Annotated in this window: 18 protein-coding genes and 3 pseudogenes; 11 read left to right on the forward strand and 10 right to left on the reverse strand. The window is 67.9% G+C overall.

Annotated elements, in window-relative coordinates; genetic code table 11:
• The first annotated feature begins 118 nt into the window (after window positions 1–118).
• The 5 genes from ACWPOB_RS16470 (at window position 119) to ACWPOB_RS16490 (ending at window position 3,619) form a co-directional block, all read left to right on the forward strand.
• Window positions 119–1,156, forward strand: coding sequence for a zinc-binding dehydrogenase (locus tag ACWPOB_RS16470; protein WP_455401482.1), 1,038 nt, complete (start codon window positions 119–121; stop codon window positions 1,154–1,156).
• A 145-nt stretch (window positions 1,157–1,301) separates the two neighbouring features.
• Window positions 1,302–2,150 (forward strand): aldo/keto reductase, encoded by an 849-nt coding sequence (locus tag ACWPOB_RS16475; RefSeq protein WP_455401483.1) that lies wholly within the window; start codon window positions 1,302–1,304, stop codon window positions 2,148–2,150.
• A 110-nt stretch (window positions 2,151–2,260) separates the two neighbouring features.
• Window positions 2,261–2,674 (forward strand): flavodoxin, encoded by a 414-nt coding sequence (locus ACWPOB_RS16480; RefSeq protein WP_455401484.1) that lies wholly within the window; start codon window positions 2,261–2,263, stop codon window positions 2,672–2,674.
• A 166-nt stretch (window positions 2,675–2,840) separates the two neighbouring features.
• Entirely contained in the window at window positions 2,841–3,239 is a 399-nt protein-coding gene (locus ACWPOB_RS16485) for a (R)-mandelonitrile lyase (RefSeq protein WP_455401485.1), read from the forward strand.
• Entirely contained in the window at window positions 3,239–3,619 is a 381-nt protein-coding gene (locus tag ACWPOB_RS16490; protein ID WP_455401486.1) for a nuclear transport factor 2 family protein, read from the forward strand. The genes ACWPOB_RS16485 and ACWPOB_RS16490 overlap by 1 nt, the downstream gene beginning before the upstream one ends.
• A gap of 198 nt (window positions 3,620–3,817) precedes the next feature.
• Here the strand turns inward: ACWPOB_RS16490 and ACWPOB_RS16495 are convergent, their stop codons facing one another.
• The 5 genes from ACWPOB_RS16495 to ACWPOB_RS16515 all read right to left on the reverse strand — a co-directional run bounded on the left by ACWPOB_RS16495 (window position 3,818) and on the right by ACWPOB_RS16515 (window position 10,267).
• The gene (locus tag ACWPOB_RS16495) at window positions 3,818–4,414 is read right to left on the reverse strand and encodes a maleylpyruvate isomerase family mycothiol-dependent enzyme (protein ID WP_455401487.1); all 597 of its coding nucleotides are present in this window, start codon (window positions 4,412–4,414) and stop codon (window positions 3,818–3,820) included.
• Between the two features lie 298 nt (window positions 4,415–4,712).
• A complete protein-coding gene (locus ACWPOB_RS16500) occupies window positions 4,713–4,946 on the reverse strand; it encodes a hypothetical protein (RefSeq protein WP_455401488.1) in 234 nt (77 codons plus the stop codon).
• Window positions 4,947–5,133: 187 nt separating this feature from the next.
• The gene (locus ACWPOB_RS16505) at window positions 5,134–5,397 is read right to left on the reverse strand and encodes a hypothetical protein (protein ID WP_100054756.1); all 264 of its coding nucleotides are present in this window, start codon (window positions 5,395–5,397) and stop codon (window positions 5,134–5,136) included.
• Window positions 5,398–5,517: 120 nt separating this feature from the next.
• Complete coding sequence (locus ACWPOB_RS16510; protein WP_455401489.1) at window positions 5,518–8,988, reverse strand: protein kinase domain-containing protein; 3,471 nt, start codon at window positions 8,986–8,988, stop codon at window positions 5,518–5,520.
• A 697-nt stretch (window positions 8,989–9,685) separates the two neighbouring features.
• Window positions 9,686–10,267, reverse strand: coding sequence for an SOUL family heme-binding protein (locus ACWPOB_RS16515; protein ID WP_100054754.1), 582 nt, complete (start codon window positions 10,265–10,267; stop codon window positions 9,686–9,688).
• Window positions 10,268–10,293: 26 nt separating this feature from the next.
• Here ACWPOB_RS16515 and ACWPOB_RS16520 point away from each other — a divergent pair, with 26 nt between their 5' ends.
• Complete coding sequence (locus tag ACWPOB_RS16520) at window positions 10,294–10,428, forward strand: hypothetical protein (RefSeq protein ID WP_455401490.1); 135 nt, start codon at window positions 10,294–10,296, stop codon at window positions 10,426–10,428.
• A gap of 594 nt (window positions 10,429–11,022) precedes the next feature.
• Window positions 11,023–11,523: a polyketide cyclase gene (locus ACWPOB_RS16525; RefSeq protein ID WP_455401535.1), complete on the forward strand. Its 501-nt coding sequence runs from the start codon at window positions 11,023–11,025 to the stop codon at window positions 11,521–11,523.
• Between the two features lie 153 nt (window positions 11,524–11,676).
• On the opposite strand, the gene ACWPOB_RS16530 is transcribed toward ACWPOB_RS16525, so the two are convergent.
• Entirely contained in the window at window positions 11,677–12,045 is a 369-nt protein-coding gene (locus ACWPOB_RS16530) for a cupredoxin domain-containing protein (protein WP_100054752.1), read from the reverse strand.
• A gap of 68 nt (window positions 12,046–12,113) precedes the next feature.
• Window positions 12,114–12,341 (reverse strand): hypothetical protein, encoded by a 228-nt coding sequence (locus ACWPOB_RS16535; RefSeq protein WP_455401491.1) that lies wholly within the window; start codon window positions 12,339–12,341, stop codon window positions 12,114–12,116.
• A 449-nt stretch (window positions 12,342–12,790) separates the two neighbouring features.
• Between ACWPOB_RS16535 and ACWPOB_RS16540 the strand changes: the two are divergent.
• Window positions 12,791–13,057 (forward strand): annotated as a pseudogene (locus tag ACWPOB_RS16540) (hypothetical protein); the annotation flags it as partial.
• Window positions 13,058–14,025: 968 nt separating this feature from the next.
• Here the strand turns inward: ACWPOB_RS16540 and ACWPOB_RS16545 are convergent.
• Together ACWPOB_RS16545 and ACWPOB_RS16550 are read right to left on the reverse strand one after the other, a co-directional pair.
• Window positions 14,026–14,295 (reverse strand): annotated as a pseudogene (locus ACWPOB_RS16545) (transposase); the annotation flags it as partial.
• Between the two features lie 308 nt (window positions 14,296–14,603).
• Window positions 14,604–15,467: a hypothetical protein gene (locus ACWPOB_RS16550; RefSeq protein ID WP_455401492.1), complete on the reverse strand. Its 864-nt coding sequence runs from the start codon at window positions 15,465–15,467 to the stop codon at window positions 14,604–14,606.
• Between the two features lie 147 nt (window positions 15,468–15,614).
• Between ACWPOB_RS16550 and ACWPOB_RS16555 the strand changes: the two are divergent.
• The 3 genes and pseudogenes from ACWPOB_RS16555 to ACWPOB_RS16565 form a co-directional block, all read left to right on the forward strand.
• Window positions 15,615–15,785 (forward strand): annotated as a pseudogene (locus ACWPOB_RS16555) (maleylpyruvate isomerase N-terminal domain-containing protein); the annotation flags it as partial.
• A 600-nt stretch (window positions 15,786–16,385) separates the two neighbouring features.
• Window positions 16,386–16,700 carry a hypothetical protein gene (locus tag ACWPOB_RS16560; protein ID WP_455401536.1) on the forward strand — a complete coding sequence of 105 codons (315 nt, stop codon included), beginning with the start codon at window positions 16,386–16,388 and terminating at the stop codon, window positions 16,698–16,700.
• A gap of 38 nt (window positions 16,701–16,738) precedes the next feature.
• Complete coding sequence (locus ACWPOB_RS16565) at window positions 16,739–16,831, forward strand: hypothetical protein (RefSeq protein WP_455401493.1); 93 nt, start codon at window positions 16,739–16,741, stop codon at window positions 16,829–16,831.
• Between the two features lie 110 nt (window positions 16,832–16,941).
• Here ACWPOB_RS16565 and ACWPOB_RS16570 read toward each other — a convergent pair whose 3' ends face one another.
• Entirely contained in the window at window positions 16,942–17,889 is a 948-nt protein-coding gene (locus tag ACWPOB_RS16570; protein WP_455401494.1) for an ERCC4 domain-containing protein, read from the reverse strand.
• Window positions 17,890–17,968 lie beyond the last annotated feature (79 nt).

Consider the following 17,968-nt stretch of genomic DNA (forward strand, 5'->3'; position numbering starts at 1 on the left):
ACACGTGTGATCGGCATACCGAAGTTTCCTGGAGAACAGAGGCGACGTGATGCGTTCCCGCTGTGACCGTACAGCGCCCCTGCGAGACCCCGAGAAATACGAGAACTGGAGCAATTTCGTGCGAGCAACGTTCATGTACGGCGCCGGTGACGTCCGGATCGAGACCATCCCGGACCCGGTGCTGCAGCAACCCACCGATGCAATCGTGCGCATCGTGCGTTCGTGCATCTGCGGATCGGACCTGCACCCCTACCACAACCTGCCGGCGACCCCGGCGGGAACGCCGATGGGCCATGAGTTCGTCGGCGTCGTCGAGGAGGTCGGCGCCGAGGTGGTGACGCTGCGCAAGGGTGACTTCGTCATCGCCCCCTTCGCCTGGTCGGACGGCACCTGCGAGTTCTGCCGCGAGGGCCTGCACACCTCCTGCCGCCACGGCGGGTTCTGGGCCGCGAACGGCATCGGCGGCGGCCAGGCCGAGGCGGTGCGTGTCCCCCTGGCCGACGGCACCCTGGTCAAGGCGCCGGTCGATGAGGACTCGTCGCTGCTGCCGTCGTTGCTGACGCTGTCCGACGTGCTCGGCACCGGCTACCACGCCGCTGTCAAGGCCGGCGTGAACGCGCGCACCACGGTGACCGTGATCGGGGACGGCGCCGTGGGCCTGATGGCGGTGTTGTCGGCCAAGCGCCTCGGCGCCGAGCGCATCATCCTCATGGGCCGACACAAGGCTCGCACCGATCTCGGTCTCGAGTTCGGTGCCACCGACGTCGTCGCCGAGCGCGGACAGGAAGGCATTGCCCGGGTGCGTGAGCTCACCGGCGGCGACGGCACGCACACGGTGCTCGAAGCCGTCGGTCACATGCCCGCCTACGAGCAGGCCCTCGGCGTGGTCCGCCCCGGCGGTGTGATCAGCCGTGTCGGCGTACCCCAGTACGAGATGGCCCCGATCGGGTTCGGCAGCCTGTTCGGGCCGAACATCACTCTCACCGGCGGACCGGCCCCGGTGCGCGCCTACATCGAGGAACTGTTGCCCGACGTTCTCGAGGGAAAGATCGAGCCGGGCAAGGTTTTCGACCGCACCATCGGTCTCGATGAGGTGCCTGACGGGTACCGTGCCATGGACGAGCGTGAGGCCCTCAAAGTCCTGGTCCGTCCGTAACGGATCATCGAGGTGATCTCGACCGAGGACCTGTGCGGAGTCGTCCCTGGGTGGCACCGCGGCGCGGACTGCATCGGTCACCGAGGACACGATCTGCGGCCGAACGTTTCGTACCGACCCAGGATTTTCGAAGAAGGGAAGACAGATGCAGACCGTCACTCTCAACAACGGCGTGGTGATGCCGGTCCTGGGGTTCGGCGTCTACCAGATCCCGCCCGAGCAGACCGAGCAAGCCGTCACCGACGCCCTCGCCGCCGGTTACCGGCTCCTCGACACCGCAGCTGCCTACGGGAACGAAGAAGCCGTCGGCCGCGCAATCGGAAACAGTGGCATTGCGCGGGAGGAACTGTTCGTCACTACCAAGTTGTGGATCCAGGACGCCGGCGAGCAGAACACCGAACGGGCCTTCGGCAAGTCGCTGCAGCGGCTCGGCCTCGACTACCTCGACCTGTATCTGATCCACCAGCCCTTCGGTGACGTCTACGGTTCCTGGCGCGCCATGGAGCACCTTCTCGGTGAGGGCGGTGTCAAGGCCATCGGGGTCTCGAATTTCTACCCGGATCGATTGGTGGATCTGATCGAGCACAACGAGATCACTCCGGCGGTGAATCAGATCGAGACGCATCCGGTCTTCCAGCGCACCGCCGACCAGGCTTTGATGCGTGAGCGTGGTGTCCAGATCGAGTCGTGGGGTCCGTTCGCCGAGGGTCGCAACAACCTGTTCGCCGATCCGGTGCTGACCGAGATCGGCGCAACGCACGGCAAGTCTGTCGCCCAGGTCGTGTTGCGCTGGCTCATTCAGCGTGGCGTGGTGGTGATCCCCAAGTCGGTGCGGGCCGACCGGATGGCGGAGAACTTCGACGTCTTCGACTTCGAGCTCACCGACGAACAGATGGCGAGTATCGCCGCGATGGACACCGGCGCCAGTTTGTTCTTCGATCACCGCGACCCCGAGATCGTCAGCCGGCTCGGCAATGTCCGTCTGGCCGACTGACCGGCACCGTTGTCAGCACCGGCGAGGAGTTGATGCACGTGGAAGACCGTCCCGGCCTTGCGCGACGAGCAGTGTTGCGCGGCTGTGTGGCGCCGGCCGGTACGAGGTCGGTGCTGCTGGCGTACTTCTCGCGCCCCGGGGAGAACTACTTCTACGGCGGCCGCATGGATCTCGACGTCGGTAACACCGAGGTGTTGGCCGGAATGGTCGCGGACCGGATCGAGTGCGACGTGCACCGCATTGAACCGGTCGATCCGCATCCGCACGACTATGAGCAGACCGTCGAGCTCAATCGGCGTGAGCAACGCGAGGGCGCACGTCCTGCGATCGCGAACCGGTTGCGCTCGCTCGCCGGTTACGATGTTGTCCTGCTGGCGAGCCCGGTGTGGAACAGCAGCGCGCCGATGATCATGTGGACCTTCGCCGAGGGGCTCGACTTCGCCGGCACGAGGTTCCACCCGATCACCACCCACGCCGTGAGCGGGCTCGGGAGCGTCCCGGATGATCACGAAAAGGCTTGTTGAGGAGCGATTTTCGGTGAGGGTCTGGCCGTTCGGGGCGAGGAGGTCCACGATGCCGGCGATGCAGTCGACTCCTGGCTGCATCGCACCGGCCTGCTCTGACTGCCTGTCGCACCCGCGGCTGTCACATCACCGCTCGCAGGGCGAGCCGGATCGAAGGGAACGGAAGATGCGGATCGACCCGCGTACCCCCACCACGAAGAACCCGCCCGCACAGTTCCACGGCGACGTGTGGCTGGACCCGATTGCCTTCCCCCGCGAGGACGGTCAGCGGATGATCGTCGCGAAAGTCCGGTTCGCGCCCGGCGCCCGCACCGCCTGGCACTCCCACACCCGCGGCCAGACGCTGCACGTCACCCAGGGCGTGGCGTGGGTGCAGTCCCGTGGCGGGGAAAAGATCGAGGCGTACCCCGGCCAGACGATCTACTGCCCGCCCGGCGAGGAGCATTGGCACGGTGCGGCCGCCGACTCGTTCATGGAGCATCTGGCGATGCTCGACAACGCCGACGACCCGGCGACGACCACGACGTGGCTCGAGCACGTCACCGGCGAGGAGTACAACGGCTGATGAAGTCGGGGAACGACGTCGAGGCGGCGGTGCGCGCCGACTACGAACAGCAGCGCGACGCGATGGTCGCCGGTGACGCGGTCGCGCTCGGCGAAATGCTCGATGAAGATCTCACGCTCACGCACATGACCGGGTACGAGCAGTCGAAGGCAGAATGGCTGGCCGATGTCGCGTCCGGCCGGATGCGTTACCACGCGATGCAGGACGTCGCGGTCACGGTCGACCTCGGCGGGGAGACGCCGGTCCTCACCGCGCGGACCCGGACGGAGGCCACCATCTGGGGCGGACACGGCACCTGGCCGCTGCAGCTCGAGATCCACTACACCGCCCGCGACGGCCGGTGGGGGGCGGCGTACACCCTCGCGTCCACCTGGAGCTGACGGCATGGCCTGAGGCGTCGGGTTTGTGGTGGGGGTGGCATGGCCGAGGTGCAAGCTGGCGGAGACGAGAGCCGGGCTGTGCCTTCGTGAAGGGAAGTGGGCGTCGTCGCTACCCCCGAGACCTGGTAGTACGCCGCCCTCCGGCACCGTCTTCGTGCCTGACGATCGCCGCCGCCGGTCCTCGTCCGCCTGGGCGGGTCAGCCGCGGCGTAAGACGCGGCCATCGGGCAGGGTTCGGCCGCTCAGAAGCGCCACCAGGCGTCCGCTGTCGGCCCGCACGACCTTGCCACTTCCCCAGCTCCAGTCGGTGTCGGCAGCCTCGAGCCGGACGTCGGTCAGGTCGACGCCGAACAATGCGCCGTTCGCGGCGGTGAGCTGGTCGAGGACGGCTACCACGGCCTCGACCGGCGCAACCGTCGGCCGGTCGAGCGCGACCGTGACGTCGAGGGAGTGGATCACTGCATGGCTGAGCGCACCGGCCGCCCCGCCACCCGGCGGCTGCCACTGGTGCAGCAGCGGCGACCGGAGGTGGGCCAGGTGGTCGGCGACCGGCAGGGAGGCGTCGCGGGCGGCCACGGTGTTGGACAGCAGCGTGAAGTCGCCGCCTGCCGCCGCCATCTCGGCTCCGAACTGCTCGGGTGTGAGCCGCGCCGGCATTGTTACGTGCGCGATCACGTGGCGGACCTGCCAGTTCTCGCAGAGCGACGGGGTGTCCCAGGTCTCGGCGGGCGCGGAGGCGAGCAGGTCGGCGAGGCCGTCGTACGTTGGCGGTACCCCAGACTGCAGGTTGTTCACGGTCAGTCCCCCTTCATTCAGTTGAGCAAGGTGACCCGCCGCCGAGCCGGACGTCCTTGCATCGCGCCGCTTGCAGAGGTTGAGACTCCACGGGTCGGACAAACTCATCGGAGAATGGCCAAGCCGAAGTCGCCAAGGTGTACGACCTGCCTGACACTGATCCCGAAACTCGCCGCGGAGGGCTACGCCGAGTACCGCGCCACATCGACTTCATGGACGTGCTGGCCGAGCAGTTCAGTTTCGACGATCGTGCGCTGCAGTACCCACAGGCGGGGAACCTCAGGGACCGCAGGGTGCCTCACAATCCTCTGGATGGGTGAGGTGACGACATCGCCGGATCGCTGTTCTCGACCGCCAGGCAGAGCACTGCCTCCGCCAACGCCTGCAGGGATTCGGTAGCCAAAGCGGTGTCCCGGTCGGTGAGCCATGCAAGCATCGTGCCGTCTATTGCGGTGGCAACCATACGGGCCAGTGTCTGCACCGGTATCCGCCAGTGCACATCGAATCGTTCGGCCACCTCCTCGAGGAACATCGCGGCGCGATCACTGTAGAGGCGGTACTGCCAACGGCCAGGCGAACTCAGACGCCACTGGCGCTGCCTCCGTCGAATCCGACTGCGCCCAAGAGAATCGGCACGATTTGTTGCCGCGGTAGTGGCGGATTGGCCCTGCGCATGGTCATCGACGACCCCTGATGGCGCCGGGCCCGCCGAGCCCGCGTCATTTCGGGTGGGCGGCGAAGAACTGCCAGATCACTGAGGTGGCATCGAGGTCCTGGGATGGCGGGTCGGGGTGGACGGGCCCGCCCAGGTCCGAGTGCGCGGTGGCGCCGGGCCACTGGTGTCCGGCGCCGGCGATGGTGATCAGCTCGACGCCGTGCCGGTCCGGGCAGTCGGCGATGGAGGTGGTGACCGGCCCGGAGGTGGTGGAGCTCGGCACGGTGCAGCGGTCGATGCCGCGCCAGGTGGCGTCGAGTGGGTCCATCCATCAGGCTTTATCAGTCCTTATAAGGCCTTTCTCTATAAGGACTGAGACTCTGCGGGCGATCGGCTCAGTGTCGGAGCCGTGCTCGCAGCGTTCATGGTGACCCGTCCGCGCCGGGCATCACGGTTCTGTCGGGGGGACCGCGTCCCAGAATTGGTCGGGCACCGCGGGCCACTCGTCTCGCCACCGCCCGGCCTCCCAGTCCGCGCGCAGATCCGCGAGCAGCGCCACCAGGTGCGGCCCGCCGTCGAGCAGGTAGCGCACGATGCCGAGCGTGGCGCATTGCGCGGTGATCGTCGCGAGCAACTCCTTGGCCTCGTCGGTGCGGCCGGCCGCGGCCAGACTGTCGACCAGCAGCCCTCGCGCCTGCAGTAGCGCCCGCGGCCGGTCGGCGTCTGCGAGCATGTCAACCCATTCCTGCGCCCAGGTGCAGGCCAACTCCGTCGACCCGGGTGTGTCGTCGTCGAGCAGTGTCCAGATGGCGACGGTCTCGTCGAGTTGGGCGATGATCGCGTCGACCCCGTGCACCGGCCGGTGCCGCTCCGGATAGGCGATCGGGGGGCGCGGGGGAATGCCGGCGGTCGGGGGCAACCGCAACCGTACGCGTTCCTCCTCGATCCGGGCCCGCAGCCGGGGCAACGTCAGCGTGTGCGCGGCCCGAGCGCCTGCATCCAGGCGCTGCGCAGCCGCCGCGCGATCGCCGCGCACCGCCTTGATCCGGGCGCCGACCGCGTACCGGGCCACCTTGAAGTCCACGGCACCGCCCTCGTAGCCGAGCAGGTACGCCTCGTCGAGGAGTCGTTCCGCCTCGTCGAGGCGGTCCTGCTCGTACAGCAGCTCGCCGAGCAGTGACGCCGCGAGTCGGGCCGCGAGGGAGTGCCCGTCGCCTCGGCTGCGGGCTACCCGCAGACCTTGCCGGAACCGTTCCTCGGCGGTGGAGATGTCGAGTCGTTCGTGCGCGGCGAGGCCGAGGCAGCAGTAGCTGTGCATGTGGGCGTACGGCCCGAGGTTGCGGGCGTGGTAGGGCGCGGCCCACTCCTGGAGCCGCTCCGTCGCGTCGAAATCGAACCGGTAGATCGCGGCCATGCTGGCGAGGTTCGCGGCCGCGGACACCACCCAGGGCGCGAGCGAGTCGGCCCGGGCCAGGCTGGGGCGGACCAGCTCGTCGATGGTGTCGAAGCGGTCGCACCGGGCCGCTACGAGGGCGCGCACCACCCCGACTTCGGCTCGCAGGTCCTCGGTCTCGTCGGCGGTGAAGGGGTCGGCGGCGAGGAGGGATTCGACGGCATCGAGGGCCTGCTCGGCAGGGCGAACGCGGTTCAACAGGATGGTGGTCCATGCCACCATGAGTTGCAGCCGGGGGCGGGTGGCGAGCACCGCCGGGGGTAGCTTGTCGAGCAGCGCCATCGCGGACGCCACCTGGGAGTGCTCGAGTAGGCTCGCGCCGTGCCGTTCGACCAGGTCGACGGCCATCTCCTGATCTCCCGCGGCCTGGGCGTGGGTCACCGCGTCGCGGATGACCGCGTGCTCGGCGAACCATTGGGCCGCGGTGCGGTGCAGCTGCGTCACGCGTTCGGGGGTCTCGCGTTCGATTCGGCGCTGCAGGAACTCCCGGAACAGGTGGTGGTAGCGAAACCAGGTGCGGTCCTCGTCCATCCGGCGCAGGAACAGGCCCCGGTCCTCGATCTCCTCGAGCAACGACTGGCATCGAGTCATTCCGGTGAGCACGGTTGCCAGCTCTGCAGAGACGTATTCGCAGATGCAGGTGGCGAGCAGGAACTCGAGAATTCGGGGTTCGATGGTGTCGAGGACGTTCTCGGCGAGGTATTCCCCGATGACATGGTGTCGGCCGGTGATTCCGCGGATCAACCCTGCCGGATCGTCGCTGTCGCGCAGCTGCAGCGAGGCCAGCTGCAGCGCGGCCACCCAGCCGCCGGTGGCGCGGGTCAGGGCGTCGACGTCGTCGTCGGTCAGGCGTAGTCCGGCCAGATCGACCAGCAGCTGTCGTACCTCCGGTGGGTCGAACCGCAGGGTGGCCGCGTCCACCTCGATCAGCTCGTCGCGGAGCCGCATGCGGCTCAGCGGCAGTCCGGTGCGCGCCTGGCTGGTCACGATGACCTGCAGGTGATTGGGGTCGGCGTTGTCCAACAGGAACGCCATCGCAGCGATGGTCGCGGAGTCGGAGACTCGGTGCCAGTCGTCGATGATCAGGGCGACGTGCTCCTCGGACTCCTGGATTTCGTTGATCAACGCGGTGAGCACATACTGCGTGGCGTCGTCGCCGTACTCCTCGAGGACCGCGCCGAGGTCCTGGGCCAGGGCCGGCCGCACCTGTCGGAGGGATTCGACCAGATGCGCCAGAAGCCGCACGGCCTCGTTGTCGTCACTGTCGACGGACAGCCAGGCCACCTGGACGTCGTTGCCGGCCAACTCGCGCGACCACTGTGCGGCCAGGGTGGTCTTGCCGAAGCCCGGCGGGGCGGTGATGGCCGTCAGGGTGCGCCACCCACCCGCACGCAGCACTCGCAGCAGGCGCTCGCGGACCACCAGCGGGCGGGTCGCCATCGGTGGGCGCAGCCGCGTGGCAGGCACCGGTGGGGTCAGCCGGCCGGATCCGGTCCGCCGCCGGCGGCCGGTGCCGGTCGTGGCGCGGGGGTGCGCGGTGCCGAGGTCGGTGGGCTCGCTGGTATCGGGCACCGGCAGCTCGTCCACCGGTAGCCCGTGGTGTTCCTCGACCGCACGCAACTGCTCGCCGAATTCGGCGGCGGTGCCGGTGCGTGACGTCGGATCCCGGTCCATCGCGCGCTCGATCACCTCGCCGACATCATCCGGGATGCCGGTGCCGCCGTGCAGGTCCGGCGCCGGCCCGCGGGTGATCCGTAGGAACTGCGCGACCACCGATTCGCCGCGCCGCCGCTCGTACGCCGCGTGCCCGGTGATTGCACAGAACAGAGTCGCGCCGAGCCCGTACACGTCGGCCGAGCGGGAGGGGGATTGTCCGGCGAGCACCTCCGGGGCGGTGAACGCCGGAGATCCCGTTACCGCGCCGGCGGCGGTCTCGAAAGCCCCGGCGACCCGCGCGATTCCGAAGTCGGTCAGCTGCGGCTCACCGTAGTCGGTGAGCAGGATGTTCGCCGGTTTCACGTCCCGGTGCAGCATGCCCATTCGGTGCGCGGTCTCCAACGCGCCGGCGATCTTGACACCTATCCCGAGTGCGTCCTCCCACCGCAGGGGGCCCTGCTCCCGGATTTGGGCCTCGAGCGAGTTGCGGCGGTGGTACTCCATCACGATGTACGGCTGACCGGATGCGGTGGCACCGACCTCGTGGACGGTGACGATATTCGGGTGTCCGGACAGCCGACCCATCGCGCGCTGCTCACGCAGAAAGCGTTCGAGGTTGTCGGGGTCCGGCTCCGAGGTCAGCACCTTGATCGCCACGGTGCGGTCGAGGGCGGGCTGTCGACACCGGTAGACGACGCCGAAGCCGCCGCGACCGATTTCGTGCACGTCCTCGAACCCGGCCGCGATCAGTTCGGCCACGATGCGTGGCGGGGTCTCCCGCTGCGTCGCCAGCGGATCGATCTCGGCCATCGGCTGCCTCACTCATAGCCGGGGTTGGTCGAATGCCCTGATCATATCCCTGTGGGATCGGAGGCGGGGCGATCGTCGAACTGATGACCAGCGGCCTGTCCATCGAGGGAGCGGGTATTGTCGGCGGGCACTCACGCCTGGGGTCGGATGTTCCCCGAGGACCGTTGTCCGGCAGCAGGACCCGGCTCGCCGACCTACGCGTCCGCGTCGCGGCGGCGTCGACCGCGCGCGGAAGGTCGGCTATCGGCCGGTTGTCAGCCCGGTTGATCTTTGCCCGATATGGGGACGCGCCGCCTTCCCAGCGGACGCTCAGCGACTGTTGGCCGCGCGGCGGCGACGTCGGTGTGTTGGCTGCACCGCAGAGCTGGGACTGGTACGAGGGGTCCTCTTCTGTCTCCAGGATTCGGCACGGAACGGGTCGTCGAGGGTGGTCATCGGGTATCCGAAAACAAGACCGTTCACCTCGTCTTGGCCGGCGATGGTGTATCCGGGAGTTCGGGGCCGGCGGGGACCGGGTCCGGGCATCGGGCGGGTTTGACGCCGCTCAAGGCCCGGAGGGCACCGTGCAGCGTCCCCAGCAGCAGATTCGTGTCACTAGGACATTCCGGCGGTGTCACCATCTCGCAGGCCGCTGACCTGCACGCTTGCCTCCCGGTATGTCCCGGTAACCCGATTAGCGCCGGAACTCGGGCTCGGGTCAGCGAGCCTCTACAGGGACCACCACCTCGTTGCGGCGGAGGAACGGGATGGTCCAGGGCGGATCGTAAAACCAGGCGACGGGTTCGCCCTTCGGGATCCACGCGGTGTTCTCCAGCGCGCGCAGCAGCTCGGCGGTACGCGCGGCGACTGCCCCGTGGCTGCGGTCGCCGGTGAAGCGCAGCGCCGCCACCGTCTCGTCATGGATCTCCACGAGTTCCACGTTCTGGTCCTGGGGGGCGGGCAGAGTGTCCATTGTCCATTTCGACGGCATGTAGAACCGGATGACCCATGAGTTGCCCGGACCGCTTGCCTGGGATACCGGCGCGGTCATCGCAATCTTCGACTTACTCACGTTGGCGCCGAAGATGTAGCCGGCCAGGCGGCGAAATCCTGAGCTTCGGGCGCACTCCTCGTCCCCGGAAACCGTAGTCTCGGCGGCGATACGCGGAGCATACCGGCGGATCTCGAGGCCATGGGTCTTCTCCTGGACGTCATGGCGAGACTCTTCGGTGCCGTTGCGAATTCCTACCAGCGAGCCAAGGCCCTTCGCCACTTCGGTCACCATCGTCACCAACCGCATCTCGGCCTCCTGTCGGATCCCTAGCCGTGTACCTCCACGGTAGGCCCGGCAGGGGCACCACGGACCTGGCCACCGACGAGGTCAAGAAGGCACGAGCAATCGGCCAGCTCGAGTTCCTTGGCTACCGCGTCACCCTCGAACCGGTCCCCGACAGCGCATAGCCCTGCCACGGCTCCCGCCAGCTCCATCGGCACACCCGGTGAGCTCACGTGATGCGTCCGTCACCGAAACCTGGTCACCTCAATTTTGGTAAGAGTAGGGGGACTCTGGGAAGTGTCTGGACCAGCGAGATCGAGGTCAGCTACGTGTAGGCCACCGGCTCTCTTGTCGCGACGACGATCGCCGCGCGGATCCGCGTCGATTGATTCGAGGGTCTGCCGATTCGGCGGGTGCGGAGTCATCGCTGTCGGCGGCATTAGGCGGGGATGTTCTGATCCGCCACCCATCGTGACCTTGTGCTCTACGAGAGTCGGTTGGAGCTCGATCGGCTGGTGGGCGGACTTCGCCGCCGGTGTCGTCCGGATGGCTCGCCGCGACCACCATCGACACTGCCGGGGAAATCGCCGCCCGGACGGCCCGACCCCCGCACCCTCTACCGCGCCCAGCCCGGAGACTCTGCTGCCGCCGATTCGTGAAGACCGGTGCAGGTTCCGCCCACGCGACCGATGAATTCCGCCTCGCCATGCCGTCTACATGTATGTCCCTTTCCGCACCTGCGGGAGGCCCGGGACGAGGTGACAAGGAGCGTGCACACCGTGGACCAAGAGAACGTGAGGGCTACCCTGACTGTCGCCGGGCCCGCCGCGGGGGTGTTCGGGGTGCTGGCCGACCCGACGACTCATTCTGCGATCGACGGCACCGGCTGGGTGCAGGAAGCTGCCGACCGGGCGCCGCTGACCGAGGTGGAGCAGATCTTCCGGATGGATATGTATCACCCCAACCATCCCAACGGTGACTACCAGGTGGCCAACCAGGTCCATGTGTTCGACCCGCCGCGCGCCATCGGCTGGCGGACGGGGCAGGAGAAGGACGACGGTCATCTGGAGTTCGGCGGCTGGATCTGGCGTTACGACCTGGTACCGCTTGGTCCGTCCGAGACCGAGGTCACGCTCACCTACGACTGGTCGGCGGTGCCGCAGAGCATCCGGGAGTACATCCGGTTCCCACCGTTCGGTCCTGAGCATCTCACCAACTCGCTGCACCACCTGGCCGAGCTTGCCGCACCGACGTCCCGGGTTCGGACGCCCGACGGCTAGACATCGGCCGGTCGCCCCCGTATCGCTCCGCTCGAGCAGAGAAGGCGCGGCGCGGTGGCTTGAGGATTCCGACAGGTTCGGGAGAATGAGGCTCTCGGAGCTGACCAGCAGCGCCGTATGTTCCGAAACCCGTGTCGATTGACGCGGGCGCGGTCAGGCGACGGTGAGCTGGCCGGTCATTTCGGGATGGTAGGTGCAGTAGATGTCGTAGGTGCGCGCGTCCGGCGGCGCGGTGAACGTGACTGTCTCGCCGGCCTCGACCTCGACGTCGAAGGTCTCGTCGCGGGCGGTGACGCTGTGTTCGACCTGGTCGTCGTTTCGAACGGTGACCGTCGTGCCCGGCCCGACCGAGCCCGGCATCTCGTACTTGTAATCCTTGATGACGATCGTCACGGCCTCGGCGCTCCCGTTTCCCGCACCCGGTGATGCGGTGACGGTGGGTGACTCGGTGTCGGACCCGCATGCTGTCAGGACAAAAGCTGCAGTCATCAATGTCACGAGGAGCAACGCTGCGCGCTTCATGAGTGTCTCCTGTTCCCGGTACCCCCACTACCGATTCAACACCCACGGGCGAGACAGGACCCTGAAAATCAGACGAACTTCAGATCGTCCCGGCCTCGGCAGGCGTGCATGCTGACCTTGCCGGCCTCGTCGAACTCCATGACATCGACGGGGAGAGCGCCATTTTCTGTTCGCCGATCTTGGGGATCAGGTTGAAAGGGCATCAACTCAACCGGGCCACCTACGGCACGCGCAGACATCTTGTCCTGGCCGGTGGAGTAGTCCAGCTGCACCGCGCCACCGATGTGGCGGCTCATCCACCCGAACGGCGTACGCTTGCATCACGGTTGGTCTCGTCGGTGAGTCGGCGGCCGCGGGCCGCAAGTGCGGACGCGGACGAGAAGCGGGTCGCGGGGCGTGGTGCGGGCACGTGCTTGATCGCCGGTTCCCGCTAGGGGGCGAGCTGGGCGGGGCAGGTTCTGCGCCGGGGATGGTTGCAGACCTCGAGCTGCGGTGGTCGATGCGCGGCATGGTCTGATGGATGGTGGGCGGTGCCGGCTCTGCGCAGTGTGTCCGGGGCCGGCGGCGCATGCTCCAGGTCCTCGCACGGCGCGGCGAACAACCGCGGGGCGGCCACCGCGTGCGGTGCGAGGGGATTGGCACGTCGCGCATGGTGCAGTCCTGGTTGGCTGCCGCCCAGGGAGTGGTGGGTACCGCGTGAGCAGTCTCGGACAGGATCATGCGCGGGCATGGTGCCTTTCCTGCCGGTCCTGGGGTGCGTAACGGTTCCGACGCCGGCTACGACTTCCGCACCCGCACGTTGGACTTTGCCAACTCCGATGTCTCGTTCACCGTGGAGGAATCGCAGGCACAGGCGGCGGCGCTGGCGAACAACGCGCACGGCCGGTGGTGGCAATCCTCGAGCGTCATGCCACACCGGGAGTACCCGGAGAACAAAGGCTTCGACGTCTACAGCGATGAGTTCGGATTCCACGTCGAGGCCATGGAGGACATCCAGATCGACTGGAGCTGAACCCGTTCGTCCACCGAACCTGACGCCACGTCCCTGTCTGCCGGGCTCGGCCTTCGGCAACTGGACAGATTCCACACAGGATGAGGAGAAACCGCCCCAGACGCTTGGGGCGGCGATCGCGATGGTGCCGGATGGCCAGGGGACGTGTCCTCTTTCCGACATCGAAGGTCTGGACGACGGGCGAGCCGCACCCGAACAGTTGAACTCGGCGATCGATATCGGCAGGGTGTGCATCTCATCTGACGGGGGCGCTTCACACGAACAGCGCACTGAGCATGAAACGGGTCCTCGCGAGACGCGCCGGCGGGTGTGAGCGTTTCGTCCCTATGGCCAGAACGAGGTGCCCAGTGCCCGCCACACGTTCCAGGATTCGGGCGTGGGTCTTTGCGCGATCCCTCTGCGCCTGAACTCGCTGGCGTCCGGGCTTATCAGCACCGATGCGCCCGGTTCATCGGCGCGGATAACAGTGGTGTCGGTGTCGGCAACCCGAAGCCGGGGCAGCCGATACGACGGCAGCTGTCCCGGCATCAAGTTCCGTCCGACTGATGCGTCGGCGCTTACCCGGCTGCCGCAATGCGCCCTGCTCGTTGTCTGGCCTGCAGTACCGCCGGGGTCGATCGAGCATGTGGCCGACCGTCGCTCCTAGTCTGTGGCCGGGTCTGCGGTCCCGGGTTCCTTCGCTACTCTGGTTCGTCGGCCGGTACGGAGGGCAGGGGCGGCGACCCATCTTCATTCGATCCTCGATACGTCGAACATCACGTGGGTGTCGTTCCTCGATGCGGGGGATCTCGACGGCGGTTTCCGCATCGAGGTCGTCGGAGGTGGGCCGTCACCACCGGTGAGGGCTACGGAGAGTGTGCGCCTCATATTCCGGGCCGTCAGGACATCCTGACGAAGGGTTCTGGGCTGTTCGCCTCGCTGGGGAGAGGCTTCGTCGGGGGTACCTGACACGCCGACCTCGCAGAGGAGTCCGAAAACTTGGACCCTTGCCGCAACTCGGGGATCGCCACGTCGAGCGTGCCGACGCGGGTATCGAAGTCCCGGTGCCGGTAACCATTGCGGACGTTGACGCGTTCGTCCGAGCGTTGTCCGTAGCCGGCGCCGCACAGTGCGTCGGCCTCGGCGCCCCTCAGGGCGTGGACGAACATCGTCAGCCGCTCGCGCAGCAGGTCGGGACTGGCGCTGGTGAGTCGGCCTTCGACCAGCTGGCGGTGATCGATATCGTGGGCAGTGGTCATCGCGTGCGGGCCCGGCGCGCCCCAAACGTCACCTTTCCGATCACGTCTGGCGCATCATGCTTTCCGATGGAAGACCTCGTCTCCGAGTGGCAGGCAATCAATCTGCCAGGGCGGCTTGACAAACAGAGAGGCACCCCTGCACCTCACGCCTGACGTCGTCCCGGTGGCGGGGATGCCCACCCGGCGGGTGCCCTCCGGTCAGTCGTCGACATCGCCGTGGCCAGCTACTGGATGGCCTTCATTGCCGGCAAGTAGCGGGTGTCTGCGCCGATCGAGTTGAAATCCTTCGCCTCGACAACCCGTTTCCGCTACCGACCACCTTTCGGCGTGGTTTCGGTCGGCGGTGACTGTTTACGCATCGTCCAGCGCGTGGGCGTGATCCGCCGCAAACCTGCCCGGCCCTTGGACGGCTGTGGTTGTTTTTCGTCCTCGCCCTTATTCGCGTCGTGCGGTATCTCCTCGTCTCGTACGTCCGTCGGAGGCTTGGGCGCCTTGACCGTTCCCTTCCTGCGTGCGGCTGTGTCCGGTCGTGCTTCCGATGCGGATTCGTCCTGGGACTCCCCCGTCGAGTCGCTGGGCGCCGTGATCCGTGGTTTGCGCCGTCTGCGCGGCTTCGGCTGTTGTTCTTCTTGGACCGAGTGAGACGAAGTTGTTCCCGTGCTCGATCGTCCCTGGGTCGCCCGCCGCCCCGGGGGGGCGGGTTCGACGCTCGTCGGGGCGTCGAACTGTCCGTCCTCGTCTTTTCCGTGGTCCAGTTCCTCGTCGACGGTGGAGTCCTCGGCGTCCCGCGGGTGGGCGTGCCCGCGACGGCCGATCCTCTTCACCCCTGCGACCAGGTGCCCGCCGCCGGCGACGACGTTCGCGCCGCGCGACCGGAGGCGGTCGCGGAACGAATCGACGTGCTCGCTGGTGGCCTCGACCGTGGCGGCCGCCGTGTCGAGTAACTCGTCCCGAACCGAGTCGCCGAGTTCGGCGATCTCCGGTGACGAGGCGAGGAACTCGGATCCCTGTGCGAGCAGATCCTGAGGCCCACTGGGGGACCGCCCGCCCGCCCTGGCGATCTTCACGGCCATCTTCAACTGGTGTGTGCGCCCCAGCAGGTATCCGGCGCCGACCGCTGCGGCAATCTCGACTTTGGTTTTGGTTTTCGTGATTTTCATGATCGCACCCACTTGCTGTGTGTCGTCGCCACGCACTGCGTCGGGCGTCGGGAGCATGTGGAACTATGACGCGTCGGTGCGCGCGGGGCGTATACCGTGGCTACCCCGCGTCCCCGGTCCCCAATCACAAACTCCATCGGAAGCCCCGCTATGCCTCAGCCGACGGCGTTGGCTGGGTGGTCGCGGGCGCATCTGCTCGCGCACACCGGCTACAACGCGGCCGCGTTGCGCCGGCTGCTGGACTGGGCGGCGTCGGGGGTGCAGACCCCGAGGTATGCCTCGCCGGAGCAGCGGGGCCGGGAGATCGCCGAGGGTTCGACCGGGACGCCTCCGAAAGCGCTCTGAACGAGGCGTTGAGTCATTTCGACGAACTTCCCAATCGGCAACGTCCCGGTGCGGTTTGTGGTGCTCGGTATCGCGAGCACTGCCCACGCCGCCATCTCCCAGCTGATGTACGCGGGCCTGCTCGTCCAGGTACCAGTTCCCGGGGAACAGCTGCGGGGAGCCGGCGAGCTCATGTACTGCGGCGGGGACATCGCCGAACTGCTCCTCGCCGTCGCACTGCTGCTCACGTGGCGTGCTCGGCGTGCCACCCGGGAAGAACCGGCGCGCGCCGCTGCCGACGGACGTCGGCTTTCCTCGGTCCGAACCATCGCCCAGGTGCGCGGGCCGTCACCGGTCAGGTCCGCCGAGTCGGCAACGTCGAATCCGCGCCCTGCGATAGGACGCCACCTTACCGACGTCTCGGGATTCGCCGGGGCCCGCGCCGCGCGCAGACCGAGTTCGAAAACCGTACCGCCGAAACCCGTGACTTGCCGGTCCGGGTCTTCGACCCGGCTGCGGAACGTGACGATCCGTTCCGTCGCCGATTGCGCCCTCCCTTCCTGACGCCGGCGCTACGACCGTGAACGCGACGCCGACCTGCTGGTCATCGGCGCGCACGGAGCCCGCCGGCTCGCCGGAATGTCGCTGGGCAGCAACGCCGAACGTCTCGTCGGAACCAGCGCCCCCCGTGCTGGTGGTCAAGAATCCACCCGACGGCCCCTACCGGACCGTCCTCCTGGCCGTGGACACCTCTCGTGCATCCACCTCGGCCGCTCGCACCGCCGCAGCGTGGACCCCCGAGGCCGACCACGTTCTCGTGCACGTGTCCGTGGTGATGGGCGAACAGCTCATGCGACTGCACGGGGCCGACGACGCCGCCTCGATGATCCCGGAGATCGGCATCGAGGATCGCCGAGCTGATCGTCGTCGGGACCGGGAGCGTTCCGCTCGAGTACGCAGTGCTCGGCAGCGTCGCCCGGCACGTGCTGCGACATGCCACCACGGACGTCCTGGTGGTGCCGATTCTCGGATCGAACTCCGAGAATCGGTGATAGGCGATCGTGCCAGGTAGCCACCGTCGACCCGAACATCCCGGTGAGTGTGCGCTTCTCGTGCCACTGCCCGGCGTGTCGTCACGAGAAGTGCACCGCCGGCGATCTCGTCAGTTCGGGTGAGCCGCGCGCCACGCCTGCCAGACCTCGGGTCGGAGCCGGCCGCGATCCGGTACGGGCAGACCCTGCGTGCGGGCCCAGGCTCGAACCTCGGCCGTCGACGGTGTCGTGGAGGCGGGCGCGGCGATGCGGGCGATCGCCGTGCTCTCTGCCTCGGCCCAGACGTAGGCCGCCGCCAGATAGCGGTAGGTCCACTGCTCCGCCAGGGCACGGTTGTCGCAGAACACGATCGGTACGTTCGGCCAGCGCACCTGCAACTCGGCCAGACCGTCGGCGACGGTCGCCGGCCGCACCCGCTCGAGCGCGAAGATCGCCGAGTACCGGTCCTCGACCACGACCGCGGCCCGCGGTAGGGCCGCCAGTTCGGCCAGGGCGTAGCGCAGCGTGCCGTTCGTCAGGCTCGAGACCAGGTCCGGCACCGACTTGCGCTCGACCGAGGCCACGAGGCGGTCCTCGAGGAAGACCCCGTAGTCCCCGCACGGCAGTGCGCGCTTGGTGAGACCGACCTGCTGGTCGGCGAACCGGTAGGCGTAGCGCTCGTGCGAGTCGACGACGATCGGCAGCTCGGCGATGCCGGCGGCCCGGGCGGTGGGTGTGCGCACGTTCGGCCGGGCCTGTTTGCGGGTACGCGGGGACTGCCAGAACACCACGTCGCGTCCGCGCGCGGTGGTGTACACGATCTGCGATCGGTTCTCCCGGCCCCGGTCGAGTACCAGATCGATTGCCGCGCCGCGCCGTGCACACGACCGCACGGTCACGCGTTCGACCACCTCGGGGTCGTCGGGCCATTCGTCGATCGGCACCGGATGGCAGTACAGCGCCTTCGTGCGCGGCCAGGTTCCCGAGGTGCGAAACACCAGCCCGCCGTCGAGGGGTACCCGCAGCAGGTAGCCCAGCTTGGACGCCGGCTCCGGATTCACCGCGATCACCATTTCCACAGCTGTCAGGGTCTCATCGCAACGCAAGGGCGTCCGCGGGTGCCGGAAGTTACTCGCCGGTTCGCCCCCGGGATTTGCT

It is taken from the genome of Rhodococcus sp. 2H158 (genome assembly GCF_053764755.1).